The organism is Chitinophaga nivalis, from assembly GCF_025989125.1.
Taxonomy (GTDB): Bacteria; Bacteroidota; Bacteroidia; order Chitinophagales; family Chitinophagaceae; genus Chitinophaga; species Chitinophaga nivalis.
Genome location: NZ_JAPDNR010000001.1, coordinates 3,398,818 through 3,423,359, shown reverse-complemented (window position 1 = coordinate 3,423,359; position 24,542 = coordinate 3,398,818). Strand labels below are relative to the sequence as shown.

Genomic DNA, 24,542 nt, shown 5'->3' with positions numbered 1-24,542 from the left:
AAAAAGCAGCTAAACCGGCTATTGGTTTAGCTGCTTTTTATTTCCCGGACGGCTGTTATACCATATACAGCTGCCGTTCATTAATCTTCGCCATACAGTGCCGGATCAATGCTTCCAGGTGCCGGATATAAGCAGCACTCAACATTTTAATCGTCGCCTGCTGGAAGTGATGCGTACTATACAACCAGTCTATTACCAGTTCGTTGTCTGTCACGGTACCATCGATGAACAGTTTAAAGCGCATGGTATAATCCCCGATGAGTTTCAGTTCGGCTGATGTATGGGCGATCGCAATCCATTTGTGGCTGTTGCTGATGTAGTCTATCTGGCCGTGATAATTGAAGATCACATCCCATGGATCTTTACCCTGCAAGCCTGCTTCCTGATTGATATATTTCAATACCCCGAAGCCGATTCCTTTATCCGGTATCGCGTTCAGCTGATCCCGGATACTTTTCAGCAGAAGTCCCGTATCACTGGCCATCCCTGCATCCAGTAAAACCGGCGACAAGGTCGTAAACCAACCGGTAGTATGACTGATGTCCACATCCTGTGCAATATCTTCCCGGCCATGTTTTTCAAAACCGACAGATACCTTACTGCTTTGCATCCACTCAGACAGTGTTAATGACAGTGCTGCCAGCAACAGATCTTTTACGTCTGTACGGTATGCCTGTGATACTTCCAGCAACAGTTGCTGTGTGAGGTTCGCGTCTAACCGTACGCGCCAGGCTGTCATTTCACTGATACGTACCAGGCTATCATATGTTTTATCGGTACGCAATGGCTGGTATTGATCCATTGCCTGCTGCCAGTAGTTCCGTTGTGATAGTAAGCGGTCGCTTTGGCTATACCGGGCAAGTGCCTGATACCATTCCCGTACAGAGCTGCTTTTAGTCGTTAATCCAATAGGCCTGCCGCTTTGCAGATCCTGCAGGATATTATCCAGATCATCCAGCAAAATACGCCAGGAGACTACATCCACACCCATGTGATGAACTGTTATCATCAGGCGGTTGGACGGAACAGCAGCCGGTGTGAGGAATAATACCGCACACACCAGTTTACCTGCCCGCATATCCAGGCTATGGTTATAGTGGTTTTCATACGCTGCAATTTCCACGGCCAGATTATCTACCGGTACCGATTGTAAATCCACTACCACCACTGTACCTTTTTCGTTGCCATACCATTGTTTCCACGAACCCGACGCATTGCTATACGCAAAACGAAGACTATCATGGAAGGACACCAGGTATTCGACAGCCGTGGTGATGATCTCTACCGGTATTGTTTTTTTAATTTCCAAAGGCACACTTTGAATCATGTGATCGGAAACATTGCTTTCATCTCCCAGGTACCATTGTTGCACCGGTAACAGTCCGCTCTCTCCGCTCAGGTATCCCTGCTCCCCTGCCTGGCGCTGTGGTTGCTGGTCTGCCAGTACTGCGGCCAGGCCGGCAATGGTAGGATGAATAAACACATTTTTCGGATGCAGCTGGTAACCGGCATGTTTGGCCCGGTTAACCACCTGAATGGTGACAATAGAGTCGCCGCCCAGTTCAAAGAAATTATCGTGTATGCTTATCGGTGATACTCCCAGCAATTCCTGCCAGATAGCTGCCAGGGTACGCTCCGCCTCATTCCGGGGGCCCTCGTATACCCTATTGGCTGCATTGGTCAAATCGTAATCCGGTAAGGCTTTCCGATCTATTTTTCCATTGGCTGTCAAAGGCAGGTTTGTCAGTTCCACCAGCTGTGCCGGTATCATATACTCCGGCAAACGCGATGTGAGGAAAGATAAAATCACTTCCCGGAGGAAGGCGCCTTCACACAATACATATCCTATGAGCCGTTTGTTACCGCTGTCGTCTGTTTTCACCACTACTACCGCGCGATTCACCAGGATATGTTCTTCCAGCACACTTTCTATTTCTCCCAGCTCAATTCTGTGGCCCCTGATTTTTACCTGTTCATCTGTACGCCCCAGGTATACCAGGTTTCCGTCCGGCAACCAGCGAACCAGGTCGCCGGTTTTGTACAAACGATCTCCTGCAACACCGGTAAAAGGATTAGCGATAAAGCGTGCTGCGGTTAATGTTTCCCTGTTCAGGTAACCACGGGCCACCTGTATGCCGCCCACACACAACTCACCTACGCCTCCTATCGGCGCCAGCCCATTGGCCGCGTCGAGAACATACAAGGAGGTATTGGCCACCGGTTTTCCGATTACGACCGTATTATCGGCCAGCACCGGTGTATCCGTGAGACTTGCACATACAGTTGTTTCCGTAGGGCCGTAAGCGTTAATGAGCCGGATGCCCTGTGCCTGGATATAGGCTGCCAGATTCCTGTTCAGCGCTTCACCGGCAGACACAATGGTTTTCAGACATCCCAGCGTATCTTTCATCGCATGCAGATAGGAAGGCGGTAATACTGCCAAAGTTATCTGATGCTGCAGGATCAACGCTTCCAGCAGCGCACCGGAGAGCAATGTTTCTTTGGCGGCCATCACCAGACACCCTCCACTCAGCAGGGTATTGAATATTTCAAAGCAGGCCGCATCAAATCCAATGGAGGCAAACTGCAGGGTTTTCATTCCCGGCTGCAGCGCCAGCTCTTCCTGCATGCTCAACGCCAGGTTGATCACCCCATCGTGTTGTACCATCACCCCTTTCGGCGTACCGGTAGAACCAGAGGTATAAATCAGGTAAGCCAGCTGCGATGCCTTTACTACCGGATTTCCCCCGTCTGCCGGTGGCAAGGTGTCGATACCTGCCATCATTACACTTGTTTCAACAACTGTCATCTGCTGTTGTACCGGCAAGTGGTCTTTTACATCCTGGCTGCTTACCACGATGCGGGCAGCGGTATCTTCCAGGATATAGGCAATGCGTTCTTCCGGATATTCCGTATCCACCGGTACATAAGCCCCACCTGCTTTTAAGATGGCCAATATTGTTACGATCAGTGCTGCGGAGCGTCCCACAAATACCGGTACCAGCGTGCCGGTGGTTACCCCCACCTGCGTGAGATAATGGGCTGCTACACCAGATAATCTATCCAGCTCCTGATAACTGAGTATCGTATCTCCGAATATCACCGCCGTGGCATCCGGCGTACGGGCCGCCTGTGCTTCAAACACCGCAACGATGGTTTTACCCGCATGGATATCATACTGTCGTTGTTTTTGATTGAATGCCACCAGCAGCTGTTGCCGTTCGGCTTCGCCCAGCATGTCCAGTGCCGCGATCTGTTGTGCCGGCATGTCTGCCACCGCCTGCAGCAGGTGTTCGTAATATCCCAGCAGTCGCTCCATAGTGGATACCTTGAACAGCTCCGTACAATACTCTACATCCAGTTGTAAACCATCCGCCTGTTCTGTCACAAAAAAGCTCATATCGAATAGACTGGTGGTATGTCTGAACGAGGCCGTGGATAGTTCCACGCCACCCAGATCCAGGGCAGGCGCCGCCGGCGTATTCTGTAACAGGAATACTACCTGAAACAGCGGGTTTACGCTCAGGTCGCGGGTATCCAGTACCGCTTCCACCACTCTTTCAAAAGGTGCATCCTGATTCGTATAGGCGTTTAAGGTAGTTTCCTTTACCTGTTGCAGGAAATCGGTGAAAGGCATATCTGCGCGGAGATGACTCCGTATCACCAGGGTATTCACAAAGAAGCCGATCATCTCTTCCGTTTCTTCCTGTGTTCTACCGGCTACGCCACTTCCAACCGCAATATCTTCCTGGCCGGCATAACGGTACAGCAATACCTTAAAGGCTGCCAGCAGCGTCATAAAAAGGGTTACTCCCTGTTGTTGCGACAGTACATTTAACCGGTCGATGAGTGCTTTATCTATCCGGTATGCAATGGCAGCACCCTGGGTACTTTGTACCGGCGGCCGCTCATAGTCTGTGGGTAATGCCAGCTGTGGACAATCTTCCAGTTGTTTTTTCCAATATTCCAGCTGGGTATCGATCACTTTTCCTTCCAGGTGTTTTCGTTGCCACAGGGCATAGTCGGCGTATTGCAGCGCCAACGGTGGCAAAGGCACTGGTACTCCTGTGGTAAAGGCATGGTACAAAACTATCAGCTCATTGATGAGATTAGCGATTGACCAGCCATCGGAGGAAATATGATGTATCGTGAGTACCAGGATATGTTCGTTGTCCTGCAATTGCAGGAGACATGCCCGCATCATATGATCTGTTGCCAGTTCAAAAGGACGGGTAATACATGTCTCCATGGCTGCCTGCAGTGCGGCTGCATCGCCGGCTATACCAGATAGATCCTGCAGCTGTAACTGCCAGGTATCTTTTTCCAGGATGTACTGATACCCTTGCCCGGTGGCTTCATTGATACGGATCACTGTACGCAGTGCTTCATGCCGGTTAACGATGTGTTGCAAAGCTGCTGCCAGTGCTGTTTTATCCAGGTTACCTGTCAGCCGCAACGTAGCCGGCATATGGTATTGCACACTTCCCTGCAACCGGTCAATGAACCAAAGGCGTTCCTGTCCGAAAGACAGGGGCAGGTATTCCGGCCGGACTGCCTTACTGATTTCCGGTAATACTGCGCTGCCTTGTAATCCCTGCAGATAAACAGCGAGACCTTCGATGGTGGGATAGACGAAAAAGTCTTTTACCGTCAGCTGTACTTCCAGCTGTTTCCGAATCGCTGATACGACGCGGGTAGCCAGCAGGGAATGTCCGCCCAGTTCAAAGAAATTGTCTTTTACGCCTACTTTCTCCACGCCCAGTAACCGTTGCCAGATTTCTGCCAGCTGTATCGCAACCGGTGTTGCCGGCGCCTCGTAGGCAGCTGTTCCTTGCCGTGTTCCTTCTTCCCAGGTGCTCAGGAACCGCCGGTCTGTTTTTCCGTTGCTGGTCAGCGGCAGGTGCGATAAGGCAATCAGTTCTGCTGGTATCATGTATGCCGGCAACCGGTGCTGCAACTGTACCAACATGTCTTTTTGCAGTACATTACAGATGTCGCGGAACAACGGGATGTTGGCAGTAGTCGTATGGATACGGTCCGCCTCGGGCAGTACGATAAAATCTTCCGTGGGTATACGTTCCAACAGGATATGAACCTTGAGGGGATCTTCTGCCAACAGGAAACGGCAGTGGTAACCTGCTTCCCGCGCTGATTGCAATAGACCATTTATGGTGATGGTTACTGCATCAGGTTCAACCATCGCATCCGCGAGGTCCCGCGTATACAATACCTGCGCATTTTTCAAACCGGCTTCCATCAGGCGCTCCTGCCACAGACGTGGATGTGGTACGTCCTGTAAGGCTATCACAGGCACTTCCTGCTGCAATTGTTCATACAGGGTATGCGTGTCCGTGATGCTTTCCCAAGGCTGCCAGCCGGGTACAAAAATTGCCTGCGGCTTACCGATCTGCAGCACCACCGTATAACGATATGAAGTAAGTTCATTGATATATGTACTCTGTTTCCATTGTATGGCTACCTGTGTGATGGCAGGATATTTTTCCTGGAGCTGATAGAAATAAGCAGGTGCAAAACACAATTCTTCTTCCCGCACTACTTCCTGATCCGCCTGCCATAAGAAATCTTTGATACCAATACGGTCAGACATTTTATCCAGCAGCAGCCTGCGTTTGAAAGCCGGCAGCAATCGCAGATCCCGTACATCACCGATAACGACACGCCCTTGCCCTTTTAACAGGCCAATAGCATTTTCCATTACGACAGACATATATTGCGCGCCCGGGAAATATTGCACAATGGAATTCAGGATCACCAGGTCAATGTTTTCCGTTGATGGCAAGGTAACTTCATGCGCAGCACATACCTGCAATACCGTTTCCGGATATGGCCGGCTTTGTTTTTGGATATGTTCCTGCAGCTGCCCGGTAGAAACAGGTGAAAAGTCGGCGCCGATATATTTTTCAATATGTGCGGCCAGTTGGTAGTAGATCAATCCGGTACCACAGCCTATTTCCAATACCCGTTTGGGTTGCAGCGATAAGATCAGGCCGGCAATATCATCCAGCCAATCGCGCATTTCCACTGCCGGGATAGCGTCGCCGGTGAAACTATCGTTCCATCCGGTGATATCAAATTCCGGATCTGCGATGATTACCTCCGCAGGTTTACTGAAAGCTTCTTCATACAGTTCTTTCCAGTTGGCCACCTGTTGCAGAAACAATTGTTCCTCCTGCCGGGCCACCTGTGCGGTATCCGGTACATAGCAGGCCACCAGTCGTTTATCGCCGGTGGAGGTTTCCTTCACCACCACACTTACGGTGCCGACCATTTCCAAATCCAGCATCACCCGTTCTATTTCTCCCGGTTCAATACGGTAGCCACGGATTTTCACCTGGTCGTCGACACGGCCGGTATATACGATGTTGCCATCGGGCTGCCAGCGGCAAAGGTCACCGCTGCGGTACCAGCGGCCGGCATGCCCTTTCAGGGTAACAAATTTTTCTGCTGATAGCGCGGCATTATTGATATAGCCATTGGAAACGCCATCGCCGCCAATATACAATTCACCACTTATGCCGATGGGTACCAAGGCGCCTTGCGGATCCAGGATAAGGGCCCGGGTATTGGCCAGCGGACGGCCAATCGGAATCGCGATATCCGTTGCCGCTACTCCATCCACCGGATATGCCAATGCATACACTGTGGTTTCTGTAGGCCCGTATACGTGTACCAGCTTACCTGTCCCCAAGGCCATCAAAGCATTTTGCACATGCGATACGGAAGCTTTTTCTCCACCAAACAACAACTTACGCAACGGACGTAAACCATTGATATCATGATCCACAAAATTGTTGAACAGTGCAGTTGTCATAAAACAAACCGTGATATTTTCTGTGGATATGATACGCGATAACATCTCTACATCTGCCGCTGCATTATCTGGTATCATACACAAACAGGCACCCTGTAGCAACGTACTAAAGATATCATAGGTAGAGCCGTCGAAGGAATAATTAGACCATTGCAACACGCGGTCCGCTGGTTTCACGGCAATCGCGCCGGGATCATACACCAGCTTCACGATATTGCTATGCGTCACAACAATGCCTTTCGGCCGGCCGGTGGTGCCGGAAGTATACATGATATTGACAGGTGTTGTCACTACCGGTACTACCCCTGTAGGGGTTGCAGGATAATGCAGGGCATCTCCCAGCCACCATCCGGTATTATCCGGTAATGCGATGGTAGCAAACAGCTGTTGATCTGTGTATACAACTTTGGTCACACCGGCATCTTCCATCATCAGCTGGATACGTTCTGCCGGGAAGCCGGTATGAAACGGTACATAGGCCGCACCGCTTTTCAGGATACCCCATATCGCGATCAGCATATCGATACCACGATACGATAACAGCCCAATATGCTCACCGGGTTTTACACCAGCTGTAAGCAGCCAGTGTGCTACCTGGTTGGCTTTTTCATTCAGTGTCCGATACGTCAGTTGTACTTCTCCAAAAGTAATGGCCGTTGCATCCGGTGTAGCCGCCACCTGTTCTTCAAATAGCGTCACTACTGTTTTATCAGCCGGATATACCTGAGCAGTATCGTTAAAAGTATATCGCAGCTGTTGTTGTTCTTCTTCCCGGAGCATTGGCAGCGCGCCTACCGGCATAGCAGGGTTTTGTACCACTGCCTCCAATAAGGTAATATAGTGCGCCATCATTTTACGTATAGTCGTTTCCGTAAAAAGATCGGTGCAATATTCCATGGCCACTTCCATATGATCCGGCCGCACGCGGATAGACCAGAACAGATCAAATAAGCTGGTCGTATGCGTAACCGGGTGACCATTCAGTATCACGTCGCCCAGTTGCAGCGTGGGTATTTCCGGTATGTTCTGCAAGGCAAACATCACCTGGAACAGGGGATTGGCGCTGCGGTCCCTTTCTCCTACGGTTACTTCCACTACTTTTTCGAAGGGTACCTCCTGGTGTTCATAGGCATCGAGCATGGTTTGGCGGACTTCCTGTAAAAACCGGGTAAAGGCCGGGTTGCCACCCAGGTTACTGCGCAGCACCAGGGTATTTACAAAGAAGCCGATCAGGGATTCTATCTCTGCCTGCAGCCTGCCCGCGATACCACCTCCTACTGCAATATCTTCCTGTCCGCTGTATCGGAACATCAATACTTTAAAGACTGCCAGCAGCAGCATATACAATGTGCATCCCTGTTCCCGCGCCAGTTGTTCCAGGCGGCCGGTCAGCGTTTTATCGATATGGAATATCAGCAGTTCGCCACGGGTGCTTTTCACCAACGGTCTTTCAAAGTCTGTCGGCAACTGCAACACCGTTACGCCTGCCAGCTGGTGCTTCCAGTAGTTCAGTTTTTTACCGGACGTTTCGCTGTTCAGGTAGGTGCGTTGCCATACTGCAAAGTCGGCATATTGTACCGGCAATGCTTCCAGCTCCGGTTCCTGGTTTCGGGAACGGGCGTTGTACAACGCTACCAGCTCCCTTATTATTACAGACAGAGACCAGCCATCAGCGGCAATGTGGTGCATGCACAGCACCATGATATGTTCCTCCGGCGACAGGGTAATCAGCTGCACCCGCAGCATATGGTCTGTTGTCAGATCAAAAGGTACGCGGATAAGGTCGTCGATGAGGTCCAGCAAGGCCAGTCTGTCGCGGCGATAGCGGCTGCCTTCGATCCGTTGCAGCTGCCAGCCATCTTTATCCATGATACGCTGGCGTGGCGCGCCATTTTCCTGCAGGAATACGGTTCGCAACACTTCATGGCGGTTTACAATCTGTCTCCAGGCATATTCCAGGGCCACCGTATCCAATGCGCCTTTCAAGGTGAAAGCCTCCGGCATGTGATACTGTACAGAACCTTCCAGCTGATCGATAAACCACAAACGTTCCTGGCTATACGATAATGGCAGCGGCGCTGTACGCGGCGCCAACGTTACCGGTGGCAGTAATAAACCGGGCTGTTGCTGTTCCAGATAAGCAGCGAGTTGCGCAATGGTGTTATAATGAAACAGGTCTCTCACCATCAGTTCTACGTTCAGTTCCTGGCGCACAGCGGATACTACCCGGGTCACCAGCAGGGAATGTCCTCCCAGTGCAAAAAAACTATCGTAGATGCCTACACGTTCTACTTTCAGGAAACGCTCCCAGATAGCGGCCAGCTGTTGCTGTACCGGCGTTACCGGTGGTACGTATGCCTGTTGGCTATTGCGCAGTGCTGTTTCCAGACTGGCCAGCAACTTGCGGTCTGTCTTACCGTTAACCGTCAGCGGCAGATAGGGAATGGCTGTTAAAACAACCGGAATCATATAATCCGGTAAACGTTCCTGTAAGGCACGGCGGATCTCCTTTTCTCTGATTTCGCTGATAGCTGCATATAACGGCATGTTGGTATATGCTGTAACAGGCAGGTGTATACGCTGTTGTTCCGGTAGTAACACGGCTACATCACCGGGTGTTTTTTCCAGTAGTATGTTTATGGTCAGCGGATCATGCCCGGTGAGGCAACGTACCTGATAACCCGCCGTTGTTGCGGATTCCAGCAGATTTTGTATAGCTACAATGGTTATATCAGGGGTACTGATTTTCGCTATCACGGCTTCTGTAGTACCTGTCAGCGGTTGTTGCAGGATGTCTGCCAGCAATCGTTCTTTCCATAAACGGGGATGTGGTACCTCCTGCAGGGCAATGACAGCTTTACCAGCAGCCAGCCATTGCATTACCAGGCCGGATTCCTGCCATGGCTGCCAGTCTGGTTGCAGCAGCACTGGCATATGTCCTACATATATAACTACGTCATAAGTAGTTCCTGCCTGTTCTCCGGCGGGTGCCTGTATTTCCACATGTGTAACCGCAGGATACAAGGCCGGCAACTGATAGAAGTAGGCCGGGTCCACAAACAAAGCAGGTTCCTGTCCGGCTTCCACGTCTGCCTGCCAGCTCCACTGCTTCACCGGTGTGCTGCCCTGCAGTTTATTCAGCAGCTGCAGGTGTTTACCCAGGGATAATACACGCAGATCGGGTACACCGGGAATCAGGATGCGGCCTTTTTCTTTCAACAAGGCGATACTGCTTTCCAGGGCGGTAGTCAGGTCTTGTGTCGTGGTCAGCGTCTGCATCTGGTTTAACACTACTTCCTGTTCGTTCAACAGCACCGGGGCAACATTATTTTCGTTTGCCCGTTGCCGTGACAATTCTTCCTCCTGTTGCCGGAGTGCCGTCATATCCATTACATAATATCCGGCTAGTTGTTTATCTCCTGTAATTTGTTCTTTTACGATGATACCAGCGTTGGCAATTCCTTCCAGCTGATTCATCTGCTGTTCTATTTCTCCCGGTTCTATACGGTAGCCGCGGATTTTCACCTGGTCGTCGACACGGCCGGTATATACGATGTTGCCATCGGGCTGCCAGTGACAAAGGTCACCACTACGGTACCAGCGGCCGGCATGTCCTTTGAGGGTAACAAATTTTTCTGCTGAAAGCGCGGCATTATTGATATAGCCATTGGAGACGCCGTCGCCGCCAATATATAATTCACCGCTTATGCCGATGGGCACCAAGGCGCCTTGCTGATCCAGGATAAGGACCCGGGTATTGGCCAACGGACGCCCAATCGGGATAGACATATCTGTTGCCCCTACTTCGTCCACCGGATAAACCAATGCATAGACTGTTGTTTCCGTAGGTCCGTATACGTTTACCAGCTTACCTGCTCCCAATGCCATCAAGGCTTTTTGCACATGCGATATGGAGGCTTTTTCTCCTCCAAACAACAACTTACGCAATGGGCGTAAGGCATTGATATCATGGTCTACAAAATTGTTGAATAACGCGGCTGTCATAAAACAAACCGTGATGTTTTCTGTGGATATGATACGCGACAACGCCTCTACATCTGCTGCAGCATTATCCGGTATCATACACAAACAGGCACCCTGTAACAACGTATTAAAGATATCATAGGTAGATCCGTCGAAAGAATAATTAGACCATTGCAATACGCGGTCTGTTGGTTTCACGGCAATCGCGCCAGGATCATACGCCAGCTTTACGATGTTGCTGTGCGTCACAACAATGCCTTTCGGCCTGCCGGTGGTACCGGAAGTATACATGATGTTGACTGGTGCCGTTACCAGCGGTACCACTCCTGTAGCAGTTACAGGATAATGCAGGGCATCTCCCAGCCATAAACCGGTATTATCCGGTAAGGTGATGGTAGCAGTCAGTTGTTTATCTGTGTATATCACTTTGGTCACACCAGCATCCGCCATCATCAATTGAATACGTTCTGCCGGGAAACCTGTATGAAACGGTACATAAGCCGCGCCGCTTTTCAGGATACCCCATATTGCGATCAGCATATCGAGGCCACGATACGCCAACAACCCAACATGCTCACCGGGCTTTACACCGGCTGCCAGCAGCCAGTGTGCTACCTGGTTGGCTTTTTCATCCAGTGTCCGGTAAGTGAGTGCTACTTCTCCAAAAGTAACAGCCGGTGCATCCGGTGTCGCGGCCACCTGTGCTTCAAACAATGCCACCACCGTTTTATCCGACGGATAAGCCAGTGCCGTATCGTTAAATGTATACAGCAGCTGTTGTTGTTCAGCTTCCCGGAGCATCGGCAGCGCCCCCACGGGGATAGCAGCGTTTTCTACCACTGCCTCCAGTAAGGAAACATAGTGTGCCATCATTTTACGTATAGTCGTTTCCGTGAAAATGTCGGTGCAATACTCCAGCGCGACTTCCGTATGATCTGTCCGTACCTGAATAGACCAGAACATATCAAACAAACTGGTGCTGTGTGTAACCGGATGACTACTCAACGTAACATCGCCCAATTGTAACGCCGGTATTTCCGGTATGTTCTGTAAGGCAAACATCACCTGGAACAGCGGATTTTTGCTACGATCCCTTTCTCCCACTGTCATTTCCACTACTTTTTCAAAAGGCACCTCCTGGTGTTCATAGGCATCGAGCGTGGTTTGGCGAACCGTCTGTAAAAACCGGGTAAAAGCCGGATTCCCCTCCAGGTTGCTACGCAGCACCAGGGTATTTATAAAGAAGCCGATCAGCGACTCTGTTTCAGCCTGCAACCTGCCTGCAATGGGGCTTCCCACCGCAATATCTTCCTGTCCGCTGTATCGGAACAGCAATACTTTAAAGACTGCCAGCAGCAGCATATACAGCGTGCATCCCTGTTCCTGCGCCAGTTGTTCCAGGCGGTTGGTGAGGGCTTTGTCTATCCGGAATACCAGCTGATCGCCCCGGTTACTTTTCACCAACGGCCTTTCAAAGTCTGTTGGCAGTTGCAACGTTGCTACGTCTGCCAGTTGCTGTTTCCAATAGTCCGGATTTTTACCGGACGTATTACTGTCCAGGTAAGTACGCTGCCATACAGCAAAGTCGGCATATTGTACCGGCAATGTTTCCAATTCCGGTTCCTCATTCCGGGAACGGGCATTGTACAGTGTTACCAGTTCTTTTATTATTACCGACAGGGACCAGCCGTCGGCGGCAATGTGGTGCATGCACAGCGCCATGATATGTTCTTCCGGCGACAGCGTAATCAGCCGAATACGCAACATATGATCTTTGGTCAGGTCAAAAGGCACGCGGTTAAGCTCGTCGATAAGCGTCAATAAAGCCTGCTTGTCGTGACGATAGCGGCTGCCTTCGATCTGTTGCAGCTGCCAGCCGTCTTTATTCATGATACGCTGCCAGGGGGTACCATTTTCCTCCAGGAATACGGTTCGCAACACTTCATGCCGGTTCACAATCTGTCTCCAGGCATATTCCAGGGCGGCGGTATCCAATGCTCCTTTCAGGGTGAAAGCCACCGACATATGGTATTCTACGGAACCTTCCAGCTGATCAATAAACCATAGACGTTCCTGGCTATACGATAACGGCAGCGGCGCTGTACGTAATGCCAGCGTTACCGGTGGCAGCAATAAACCGGGCTGTTGTTCTTCCAGATAAGTGGCCAGTTGCGCAATGGTATTATGCTGAAACAGGACTCTTACGGTCAGTTCGGCACTCAGTTCCCGGCGAACAGCTGATACAACCCGGGTAGCCAATAAGGAATGTCCTCCCAATGCAAAGAAACTATCGTGGATGCCTACACGTTCTACTTCCAGCAACCGCTCCCAGATAGTGGCCAGTCGTTGCTGCACCGACGTTACCGGCGCCACATACGACTGTTTGCTATTGCGCTGCGTTGTTTCCAGGCTGGCCAGCAACTTACGGTCTGTCTTACCGTTAACGGTCAGTGGCAGATAGGGGATGGCGGTTAAAACAACCGGAATCATATAATCCGGTAAACGTTCCTGTAAGGCGCGGCGGATTTCATCTTCCCTGATGTCACTGATAGCCGTATACAGCGGGATATTGGTATAGGTAGTAACGGGCAGGTGTATACGCTGTTGTTCCGGCAATAATACACCGGCATCGCCAGCTGCTTTTTCCAGTAGTATATTTATGGTCAGCGGATCCTGCCCGGCGAAACAACGTACCTGGTAACCCGCTGTTGTTGCGGCTTCCAGCAAGCCTTGTATGGCCTCGGTATTGGTATCCGGCGTACTGATCTGTGTCTTCACTGCGTCCGTAGTACCTGTGAGTGGCTGTTGCAGGATGTCCGCCAGCAACCGTTCTTTCCATAGGCGGGGATGTGGTACCTCCTGCAGGGCAATGACTGCTTGCTCAGCAGCCAGCCATTGCGTTACCTGGCCGGATTCCTGCCATAGCTGCCAGGCTGGTTGCAGCAAAGCTGGCATATATCCTACATATATCACTACATCATAAGTACCGCCTGTCTGTTCGCCGGCGTGTGCCTGTATTTCCACATGTGTAACCGCAGGATACAAGGCCGGTAACTGATAGAAGCAGGCCGGATCTACAAACAAATTGGGTTCCTGTGCGGCTGCTACATCTGCCTGCCAGCTCCACTCCTTCACTGGTGTGCGTGCCGGCAGTTTGTCCAGCAGCTGCAGGTGTTTATCCAGGGATAACAACCGCAGGTCGGGTACGCCAGGAATCAGGATGCGGCCTTTTCCTTTCAACGAGGCGATACTTTTTTCCAGGGTGGCCGTCAGGTGTTGTGCGTCTGTCAAGGTCCGGAGCTGGTCCAGCACTACTTCCTGTTCGTGCAGCAACAACGGAGTAACGGTATTTTCGTTTAGCCGGCGCCGGGATAAATCCTGTGCTGTCTGCTGCACCGTTGCCCTATCTATCACATAATATCCGGTCAGTTGTTTATCTCCCGAAGTTTGTTCTTTTACTACGATACCAGCGGCTGTAATGCCTTCCAGCTGGTTCATTACCCGTTCAATCTCTCCCGGTTCTATACGGTAGCCACGGATTTTCACCTGATCGTCGGCTCTGCCTGTATAAACAATGTTGCCATCCGGCTGCCAGCGGCAAAGGTCACCGCTACGATACCAGCGACCCACATGTCCTTCCAGGGTAATAAATTTTTCCGCGGTAAGTACGGCATTGTTAATATATCCGTTGGTGACGCCATCGCCGCCAATATATAATTCACCACTTACTCCGATGGGTACCAACAGGCCTTGCTGATCCAGGATGAGGGCGCGGGTATTGGCCTGTGGCCGGCCAATCGGAATGGCCATATCGGTTGCCGCTACTTCATCCACCGGATAAGCCAATGCATACACTGTGGTTTCCGTAGGGCCATATAAATGTATCAGTTTACCGGCACCCAATGCCGCCAATGCATTTTGTACATGCGATACAGATGCTTTTTCTCCACCAAACAACAACTTACGCAACGGGCGTAAACCATTGATATCTGTATCTACAAAATTGTTGAACAATGCCGTTGTCATAAAACAGACCGTCATCTTTTCTGTCTGTATGATTTGGGACAATGCCCCTACATCTGCAACAGCGGCCTCTTTTATCGTATACAGGCAAGCGCCGCATAACAACGCACCAAAGATATCAAACGTAGATCCGTCGAAGGAATAGTTAGACCACTGCAATACGCGGTCTTCCGGCCTGATGATAATTATTCCGGGATCGGACACCATATTCACGATGTTGCGATGCGTCACTACAATACCTTTCGGCCGGCCGGTTGTACCGGAAGTATACATGATGTTGACAGGCGCAGTTACTGCAGTTATAATCCCGGTAGACGTCGTAGGGAAATGCGTGGCCTCCCCTATCCATAAACCGGTATTTTCCGGTAAGGCAATGGTGGCTGCCAGCTGTTTATCCGTATACACCACTTTGGTAACACCGGCATCTTCCATCATCAGCTGGATACGTTCTGCCGGGAAACCGGTATGAAACGGCACATAGGCCGCGCCGCTTTTCAGGATACCCCATATCGCGATCAGCATATCGATACCACGATACGATAACAATCCGACATGCTCACCGGGCTTTACACCGGCTGTCAGCAGCCAGTGTGCCACCTGATTGGCTTTTTCATGCAAGCCACGATAAGTCAGCTGTTGCTCACCAAAAGCAACAGCCGGAGCATCCGGTCTGGCCGCCACCTGTTCTTCAAACAGCGTCACCACTGTTTTATCTACCGGATACGGGTATACGGTATTATTAAAGCCATGTACCAGTTTTTGTTGCTCTGTGTCCGGCAACAGCTTCAACTGTTGTACCTGTGCAGCCGGTTGCTCCACAGCAGCCTGCAGCAAGGTCTCGTAGTGTTGCAACAGCTGTTGGATAGTAGCTGCCGTAAACAGGTCGGTGGCATATTCCACCATAATGGCAATACCTTCCGGCAGGTCTTCCACTACCCAGGTAATATCTGCAATACTGGTTTGCCGTATCACCGGCTCGTAAGATAAGGTAGCAGCTCCCAACCGGATATCCCGGGCTACGGGAATCTGCTGCTGGGTAAACATGATATGGAGCAACGGATTATCTGCCAGACTCTTGTTACTGATCACCGCATCGGATACTTTATTGAAAGGCACCTCCTGGTAATCATGTGCATCCAGTACCACGTTGCTCACTTTTTTCAACAAGCTGCTAAACGAGGTAGTACCATGTACTTCTGTCCGCAACGCCAGGGTATTGGCAAAGAAGCCCAATAAAGGCGCTACTTCGCGCTGTATTCTGCCAGCAACGGCACAGGCTACCACAATATCTTCCTGACCGCTGTAACGCGCCAACAGCACTTTAAATGCGGTTAATAAAGTGGTGAACAGGGTTACCCCTTCCTGCCGGCCCAGCTGATGAATTTTCGTCGTCAGGGTTTTATCCAGCTGCCACGCAGCCATGGAACCGCGGGTACTTCTGGTTAATGGCCGTTCAAAATCTGTTGGTAACAGCAATGGCGCAGCGCCATCGAGCCTGTTTTTCCACCACGCCAGCTTTTCCCGGAAAGCGGCACTTTCGAGGTAATGCTGCTGCCACACGGCGTAATCTTTATATTGTATTTCCAGTACCGGTATCTGAGCAGTAGTATGATCGATGGCTGCATTATATAGCGCTATCAGCTCTCCAAACAACATTCTTACCGACCAGTCATCTGATACAATATGATGTACCGTCAGTAACAATACATGTTCTTCTTCACCGGCCTGAATCAGATTGGCCCGAAGCATATTATCTCCGGAGAAATCAAAAGGTGTATATATCTGCGCAGAAACATAAGCCGCTAATGCTGCCGGATCATTTTGCAGGTGTATATCATTTGTTATTTTCAGCTGCCATTTACCATTATCGCGGATATGCTGATAAGGCCTGCCGTCTGTTTGTGCCACCACTGTCCGCAATATTTCATGCCTGCTGATGATCTCCTGAAAGGCCTGTTGCAAAGCCTGTTTATCCAACACTCCTTTCAGGCGCAGTGCAATCGGAATGTTATATTGAATACTGCCTTCCAGCTGATCAATAAACCACATTCTTTCCTGGTTGGGAGACAACGGAATCTTGTCCGGTATCGTCAGCTGTCCGATGGCTACCCGGAGGCTTTCCGGTGCGGTTGTATGTTTGCCGGATGGTGGTATATCTTCACCACCGGGCAGGAAACCGCCCTTTTTCAATGCGATGACCGACTCCCGGAATGCCTGTTCTATCCATGCGATATCCGCCGTTGTATGTGCGGTAGACAAGAAACAACTTCTTCCCTCCCAGATGTAAACACCTCTTTCTATCAGGTGATAGAAGAGTAAATCCATATTGCCTGTTACTGCGAAATAAAACAAGGAACCGAAACGCTGTACTTTAACCGGTACCTGATATTGTTCAAACAAGGCATTGATGGTGCTGACAAGACGGGTGGTAAGTGCGGTCAGCTCTTGTTGTAAAGCCGGCCCACGTTGTTCCAGCTCCGTCAGTATTGCCAAAGCAGCTGCCATACTCACCGGATGTTTGCAGAACGTACCTGCCAGGAAAGTAGGTTCTCCCTGCGGACAGGAATCATCTCCATATTTCCACACCCCACCGTCAACTGCCTGCATACACCAATCACGGCCAGCTATGACCCCAATAGGGAAACCACCACCGATGATTTTTCCATAGGTAGCCATATCTGCAGCTATGCCAAAGTGTGCCTGCGCGCCGCCGGGATGAATACGAAAACCGGTAATCATCTCATCAAAAATCAGGATAATTTTTTCTGCAGTTGTCATTGCCCGCAAGGCCTGCAGCAATGCTTTGGGCTGATAATCCGGACGCCGGCTCTGCACCGGTTCCACCAATACGGCGGCCAGTTCATCGGCATGCGCCTGTATTTGTTGTACCACATCCGGATGCTGATAATCAAATACCAGTACATCTGCTACCATGTTGGGTAATACCCCTGGCGCCACCGGTACGCCCTGGGGATGGGTATCTACATCTTCTGCCAGGGCCAGAGTACCATCAAAGTAACCATGATAGGAACCCTGGAAGATGGCTATTTTGGATTTGCCTGTCAGTGTACGTGCTATGCGCAGGGCCGACATCACGGCTTCGGTACCGGAGTTATGAAAGCTCACGCGGTCCATACCGGTCAGCGCTGCTATCTTCGTAGCCACTTCACCTGTCAGCGGTGATTGCGGGCCTAACTGATATCCTTTTTCCAGTTGCCGGTATACTGCTGCCGTTACGATGTCCGGCTGGTGTCCCAGCAGGTTCACGCCAAACCCCATCGTCAGGTCCACGTATTCATTTCCATCTGCATCCGTCATACGGGCGCCTTTGGAAGTATTCACCACAATAGGGTACACCATTTCCTTGGTCATAAAACGGAAGCCTGCCGCAGCACGGATATCCGCCAGTACCGGACGGTATTTTTCCGCGAGGGCTTTGGATGCCCGGGTTTTCGTTGTATAACGTTTGATAAAGGCATCCAGGTAATGTTGTTGCTGTGGCGGTAATAACTGATCGCCCTTTTGGGTTTCTATTTTTGGGAAGATGGTCACCGTTTGTTTACCAGGTGCTGATAGTTGTTTCTTTATTAACGGCGCCTGTTGCGGGGCCACCGTTACCGGCGTATAGCGCGACAGCCCCTGTAATTGTTGCGACATCAGCTGGAACTGCTGTGCCATCACCTCAAACTGTCCTTGTAATACCTGAAAGGGATCAGCTGCCACCGGTGAGCCATTTAATACCGGCGCTATCGCTGGTGCGGCGGCTATCGGTATGGAGGTGGGTACCGCTGGTACTGCCACCGGGACAGCTGCTACCGGCACTTCCTCCACGGGTGTAACGATCGGTGTTTTCGTCGCATGTGTGGCAATATACTGCGCCATCTTGTCTACCGTGGTCAGCTCCTCAAACAAGAGCCGCATGGAGAAATTCAGGCCGTAATCATTTTCTATTTTTCTTACTACACTCGCAAGGACCAGTGAGTCTGCTCCCTGTGAGAGAAAAGGCGTATGTATGTTGACATCTGCGGGAGATATTTTCAGTAACCGGCTCAGGGTTTCTACCAGCACCCCGGTAATATCCGTTGCCGGATGCGCTGCTGATGGTGTAACGGCAGCTGGCAGGATTTCTGGCAGCGGCACAGGTGCTGCTATCTGTTCCCTGACTACTTTTGGTGTGGCCGGTTTATCTGCGTGTATCCAGTACCGTTGGCGCTGGAAAGCATACACCGGCAGCTGTATTTTACGATAATCTGCGTCTGCATAAAACCCGTGCCACCCGATAGGTATCCCCTTCACCTGCAAGGCCATCAGGCTTTGCAGCAGCGTACTCCAGGCAGACTGTCCTTCGCGCATGCTGGGCAATAACGCACCGTCTTCAAAAGACATGGTCAGCTGCGCCATCGATAACAGGTTGGGCTGTGGTCCCAGTTCCAGCCAGATATGGGCGTCCAACGCCCGGATGGCCTGTACGCTGGCCGCAAACTGCACCGGCGCCAGGATATGATGACACCAGTAATCCGCCGTAGTAATATCCGTGGTAATCATACCACCGGTTACATTGGATACCAGCGGAATAACCGGTTCCTGATAACGGATGCTTTCCGCTATCTGCCGGAACTTTGTTATCATCGGCTCCATCAATGGTGAATGGAAAGCGTGTGATACCGCCAGTTCCCGGCTACCTATGCCTGTTTGTTTCAGGGAAGCCAGCACGGTAGCAATGGCTTCTTTTTTACCGGAGATAACGATCAGCGAAGGACCATTGATAGCTGCTACCGACAAAGCATGGCCATAGGGCCGGATAGCTTCCGCTACCACTGCTTCCGATGCAAACACCATTGCCATACTGCCCGGTTCTTCGATCGCATGCATCAGCCGGGCCCGGGCCGTGATTAACTGCAGTCCGTCGTCCAGGCTGAATACCCCGGCTGCGTAGGCTGCTGCAAATTCGCCGACGCTATGTCCGGCTACAACAGCAGGCGTAATACCCCATGACTTCCAGAGTTCTGCCAGCGCGCAGCCAATGGCAAACAATGCCGGCTGGGTATACCTGGTTTCCCGCAGCAACGCATTACCCGTTGCCTTGTTCTCGCCGTACAATAACGTCAGGAGGGAAAACTCCCACTCTTTTTTCAGCCATGCATCGCAATAATCTATCACCTTCCGGAATACCTCACTGTGCTCATACAGTTCTTTCCCCATCTGCCAATACTGAGAGCCCTGGCCGGTAAACAGCCACGCTATTTTATCCGGCGCTACGGTTACGTGTCCCTGCAGGATTTCTTTCCGGGCCTTACCCGCTGCATAGTCCTGCAGCAAGGTACGGGCTGTAGTCATGTCACTCACTTCAAAGGCTATACGATAAGGAAAACTATCCCGTGCAAGCGCAGTACTATATCCCAGTTCCGCAGGCGACGTATGCGCAGGCAGCTGTGCATAACGCGCAGCCAATGCCTGTAAAGCGGCGGCGGATTTAGCAGACAGCAGTACCGGATACGACGGCTTCGCCGGAGGTACCGCCACCGGTTTACGGGCTGGCGCTTCTTCCAGAATTACATGTGCATTGGTACCACTCAATCCAAAGGCGCTTACTGCCGCATAACGTTTACCCTGAACCGGTGGCCAGGCGGTGAGTTTATCTACCACCCGCACGGACATGTTCTGCCAGGGAATAAAACGATTGGGCGTATGCTGGTGGATACTGGCCGGTATCTGGCGATGCTGCAGACACAGCACGGCTTTGATGAGCCCTGCTACCCCTGCTGCTGCTTCCAGGTGGCCGATATTACTTTTCACCGCGCCCAGTAATAAAGGCGCGTCTTTGGTACGATGGCTGGCATACACGGCATGCAAGGCCTGTACTTCCACCGGATCACCCAGGCGGGTGCCCGTACCATGTGTTTCGATATATTGTACGGCGTTGGCGCTGATACCTGCCCGCCGCAACGCTTTGCCAATCAGCTGCTGCTGGGCTACGCCGTTGGGAGCAGAAATACCATTGCTTAAACCATCGTGATTAATCGCCGAACCGCTGATAACAGCGAGTATATTATCGCCGGCAGCTTCCGCATCTGCCAGTCTTTTGAGCACAACAATACCGACCCCTTCACTTCTGACATATCCATCTGCCGCATCATCGAAAGTTTTGCAGGCACCGGACGGAGAGAGCGCCTGCATCTGACACAGTTTCACCGTACCTTCCGGCGACAGCATCAAAGTGATGCCTCCTGCCAATGCCAGCGAACAGTCGTCGTGCAATAAACTCTGACAAGCCTGGTGTATACTCACCAGGGAAGAAGAACAAGCGGTATCCAGCTGCATCACCGGGCCGTGGAAATCCAGCAGGTAAGCGATTCTGCCGGCAGCAATACTTCTTTCTGTACCCAGGCTTGTAAAAGCATCTTCATAATAGGCTGCTGCTTGTTGTTCCAGGATTATATGCTGGTAATCATCGGTACCGAACCCTATAAATACGCCGCTATCACTGCCTCTCAGGTCGGTGGGCCGCAGACCGGCATGTTCCAGGGCTTCCCACGCTACTTCCAGCAATAGGCGCTGTTGCGGGTCCATTGCTTCCGCTTCTTTCGGAGAGATCCCAAAAAACAGGGGATCGAATTTATCTGCATCCGCGATAAAGCCTCCCTGTCGGGTATACATTTTACCGCGGGCACCCACGTTTGTATCAAAATAATCTGCCGTATTCCAGCGATCATCCGGAATAGCAGTAATGGCATTTCTTTCCGCCACCAGCAATTCCCAGAAAGCGGCAGGCGTACTAACGTTGCCGGGTAAACGACAACCCATACCCACAATCGCAATCTTATCGCGGGTAGCTGCAGGTGGCGCTACCGGTATTTTTTCCTGCGGCGGCGCAGCCACGCCGGCTACGTGTGCCGCCAGGCTATTCACATTGGGATAATTATAAATAACGGTATTGTCTACCTCCTGCTGTAAAAAGGTTTCCAGGTCTGCCGCCAGCGACACCGCCAGCATAGAGGTAATACCATACTCCATGAAGGTTTTATGCATGGCCAGTTCTGCAACGGATACCTGCAGCTGTTGTTGCAGCCACGTTTCCAGCCAGCGGCGTACCCTCACTTCCTGCTGCCGTCCGGCCTGTTCCTGGCTGCGTGCCGCCTGCAGTGCGGCGGCTGTCCGCAACTGCTCTTCAATCGCTGCGAGTGCTGCAATGGCTTCGTTGTATACACCGTTGCGGTATTCTTCTGCAAACAGGTATCGTTTCACTTTACCGCTCGTGGTTTTGGCTATTTTCCGTACCGGCAGCACCTGTTTCACCTCCAGCCCCAAACGTGCGGCCACCAAGCGTTTCACCGCAGTCGCCAACGGCGCAAATTTTTCTATCGCCAGTTTAAACACCACAAAGATGACAATCGACTCAGATGCCGCTCCTTCTTCCCTTACCCCACAGGCCAGTACCCGTCCGGTTTCAATCCCATCAATTGCCTCCACGGCCTGTTCTATATCGTGCGGATATACGTTTAATCCGTTGACAATAATAATATCTTTCACCCGGCCTACCGCATACAGGTAGCCATCCCGCATAAAGCCGGTATCACCGGTATTCAGCCAGCCCTCTTTGATGACAGCCTGCGTAGCGGTGGTGTTGTTATAATATTGCTCCGTAACACTCGGACCGTTAACCCAGATGATACCCACTCCGCCATCTTCCATCGGCTGGCCGGCTTCATCCAGTATCCGGATACCCGTATCCGCCACAATTTTACCGACGTTCATTATTTCCACATGCTCCGGTGCAGGTGCTGTTCCCAGCATCCCGGGTTCTGTGATATACCGGCCCACTGTGAGCGTTTCGCGGCGAACGAAAACACTCTCCATCAAGGCGGTCGCAAAGGAAACAATCAAGGTACTTTCTGCCAGGCCGTAAGCCGGACACATCGCGCTGCGGCGCAGGTTATATTTCGACAGCGTATCCATAAACTGCTGGCACAAAGCGCCAGAGATAGGTTCCGCCGCATTGACAATCACTTCCAGGGAAGAAAGATCCAGTCCTGCTACTTTCTCTTCCTTAAACTGATTCAGATAATATTTAAAACCGAAGTTGGGCGATCCGGTAATGGTGACCTTGTGTTCGGCGATCTTCTGCAGCCATAGTAATGGATGGCGGATAAACAGATCCGTAGGCATCAGGAAATGCTGTGCGCCGATGGCTATCGGATACAGGTGAAAAAAGATGAGGCCCAGGTCATGTGTGAGTGGCATCCAGCTTAAGCGGCGATCAATATCACATTCATGCATCGCCAGCGTGGATTTGGTATTGGCGAGCAGGTTACTATGTTTCAGCACCACGCCTTTCGGGTTACCGGTAGAACCGGATGAGAATTGCAGGAAAGCAATATCATCACCCGTAACCGGAAATACGGTACCAGCTGCGGTGTGTGCGTATAAATCTTCCGTAAAGAAAGTATAGTCTGCAAACGGCAGGGTATCATTCGTTTTACGGTCGTCCAGTTTTTCGTAAATGGCCCGGGTAGTCACCAGGTACGGCCGGTGCAGGAACTGCCAGATACGAAATAGTTTCCCGGCGTTTTCTCCCTGATAAGTCACTGCGGCAGGTACCGGTATAATTCCTCCCATAATACAGGCCCAGAAAACCTGGATAAACGTTTTATTATCATCTATCTGGAATACGACTTCATTACCAGGCTGCACACCTTTCTCCTGCAGATATCCCAACATAGACAAGGCGCTGTTATACAGTTCCTGATACGAAACGTATTCTTCCTTGCTGGCGCCGGAAATAAAAGTAATGCCTTTCTCCTGATTGTCTTTCTGTGCAGTCAGCAATGCTGATAACGTTTGAGGGAACGATACTTTTCTCATAACATGATGCTGTTAACTTGATTTACTTTTATTGGTAACCATGGCAGGCAATCATTAGCCGCCGCATTTAATATTATATGGAATCAATGACCCTGTTTAGCGATCATTCCATTGATACATTCCCATTATATCACAAGGCTTGTCTGATATCGGGAGAAAACATTTCCCGATAACACATAGCAAGGCCATTACGGTCAGTGATTAGTTGAACCGATTACAAAAGTGCATAGCATAATTAGCGGTCTGGCTTAATTATTATTTATATACACATTCCCATTTTAGTATACGATTGATTCGTGGTTAAGAAGCAATCTATCCGTATTAATTAATTATCTATAACAAAGTGACATGAACCGGGTACAAAACTGAACAGCATCTCAAATACCGTGTGATCAAGTATTCCGGATCCGTGTTCCATCAGACAGATGAATGCGGCAGGAAAACAAACATAATGATGTATTATATCCGCCGGAAATTTCCGTTCAAAGTGTAATTATTTATTGCCGCTTTATCATCTAATACCTTTCTCTCCATTATTCCTGTCTATCTGTTTACACTTTATCCGGGAAATCATTTTCCTGCCTGCATTCATGTTTTTATATGAAAAGAATATTACTATCGTTTTATCTGCTATACCATATGTTGCCACTGTTTGCAGCCTGGATAGCTATCCTTGAATGAATATTTTATCTGTTTATCCGGGGATGATGGCTCCCCTGTTGACATGATGGATTACTAACAATTGGTTTCCCTTTCTCTTTTACACGAGTTTCTCTAAAAGTTGTTTTAACATAGTGTTTACGGTTATGCTACTATTACTTTAGTTTCCTGCTGCCATCGT

The 24,542-nt window shown here is 50.6% G+C and carries 1 protein-coding gene; it reads right to left on the bottom strand.

What is annotated here, in order from left to right; translation table 11 throughout:
• Positions 1–55: 55 nt before the first annotated feature.
• Positions 56–23,701 carry a non-ribosomal peptide synthetase/type I polyketide synthase gene (locus OL444_RS13800; RefSeq protein WP_264732581.1) on the bottom strand — a complete coding sequence of 7,882 codons (23,646 nt, stop codon included), beginning with the start codon at positions 23,699–23,701 and terminating at the stop codon, positions 56–58.
• Positions 23,702–24,542: the final 841 nt, after the last annotated feature.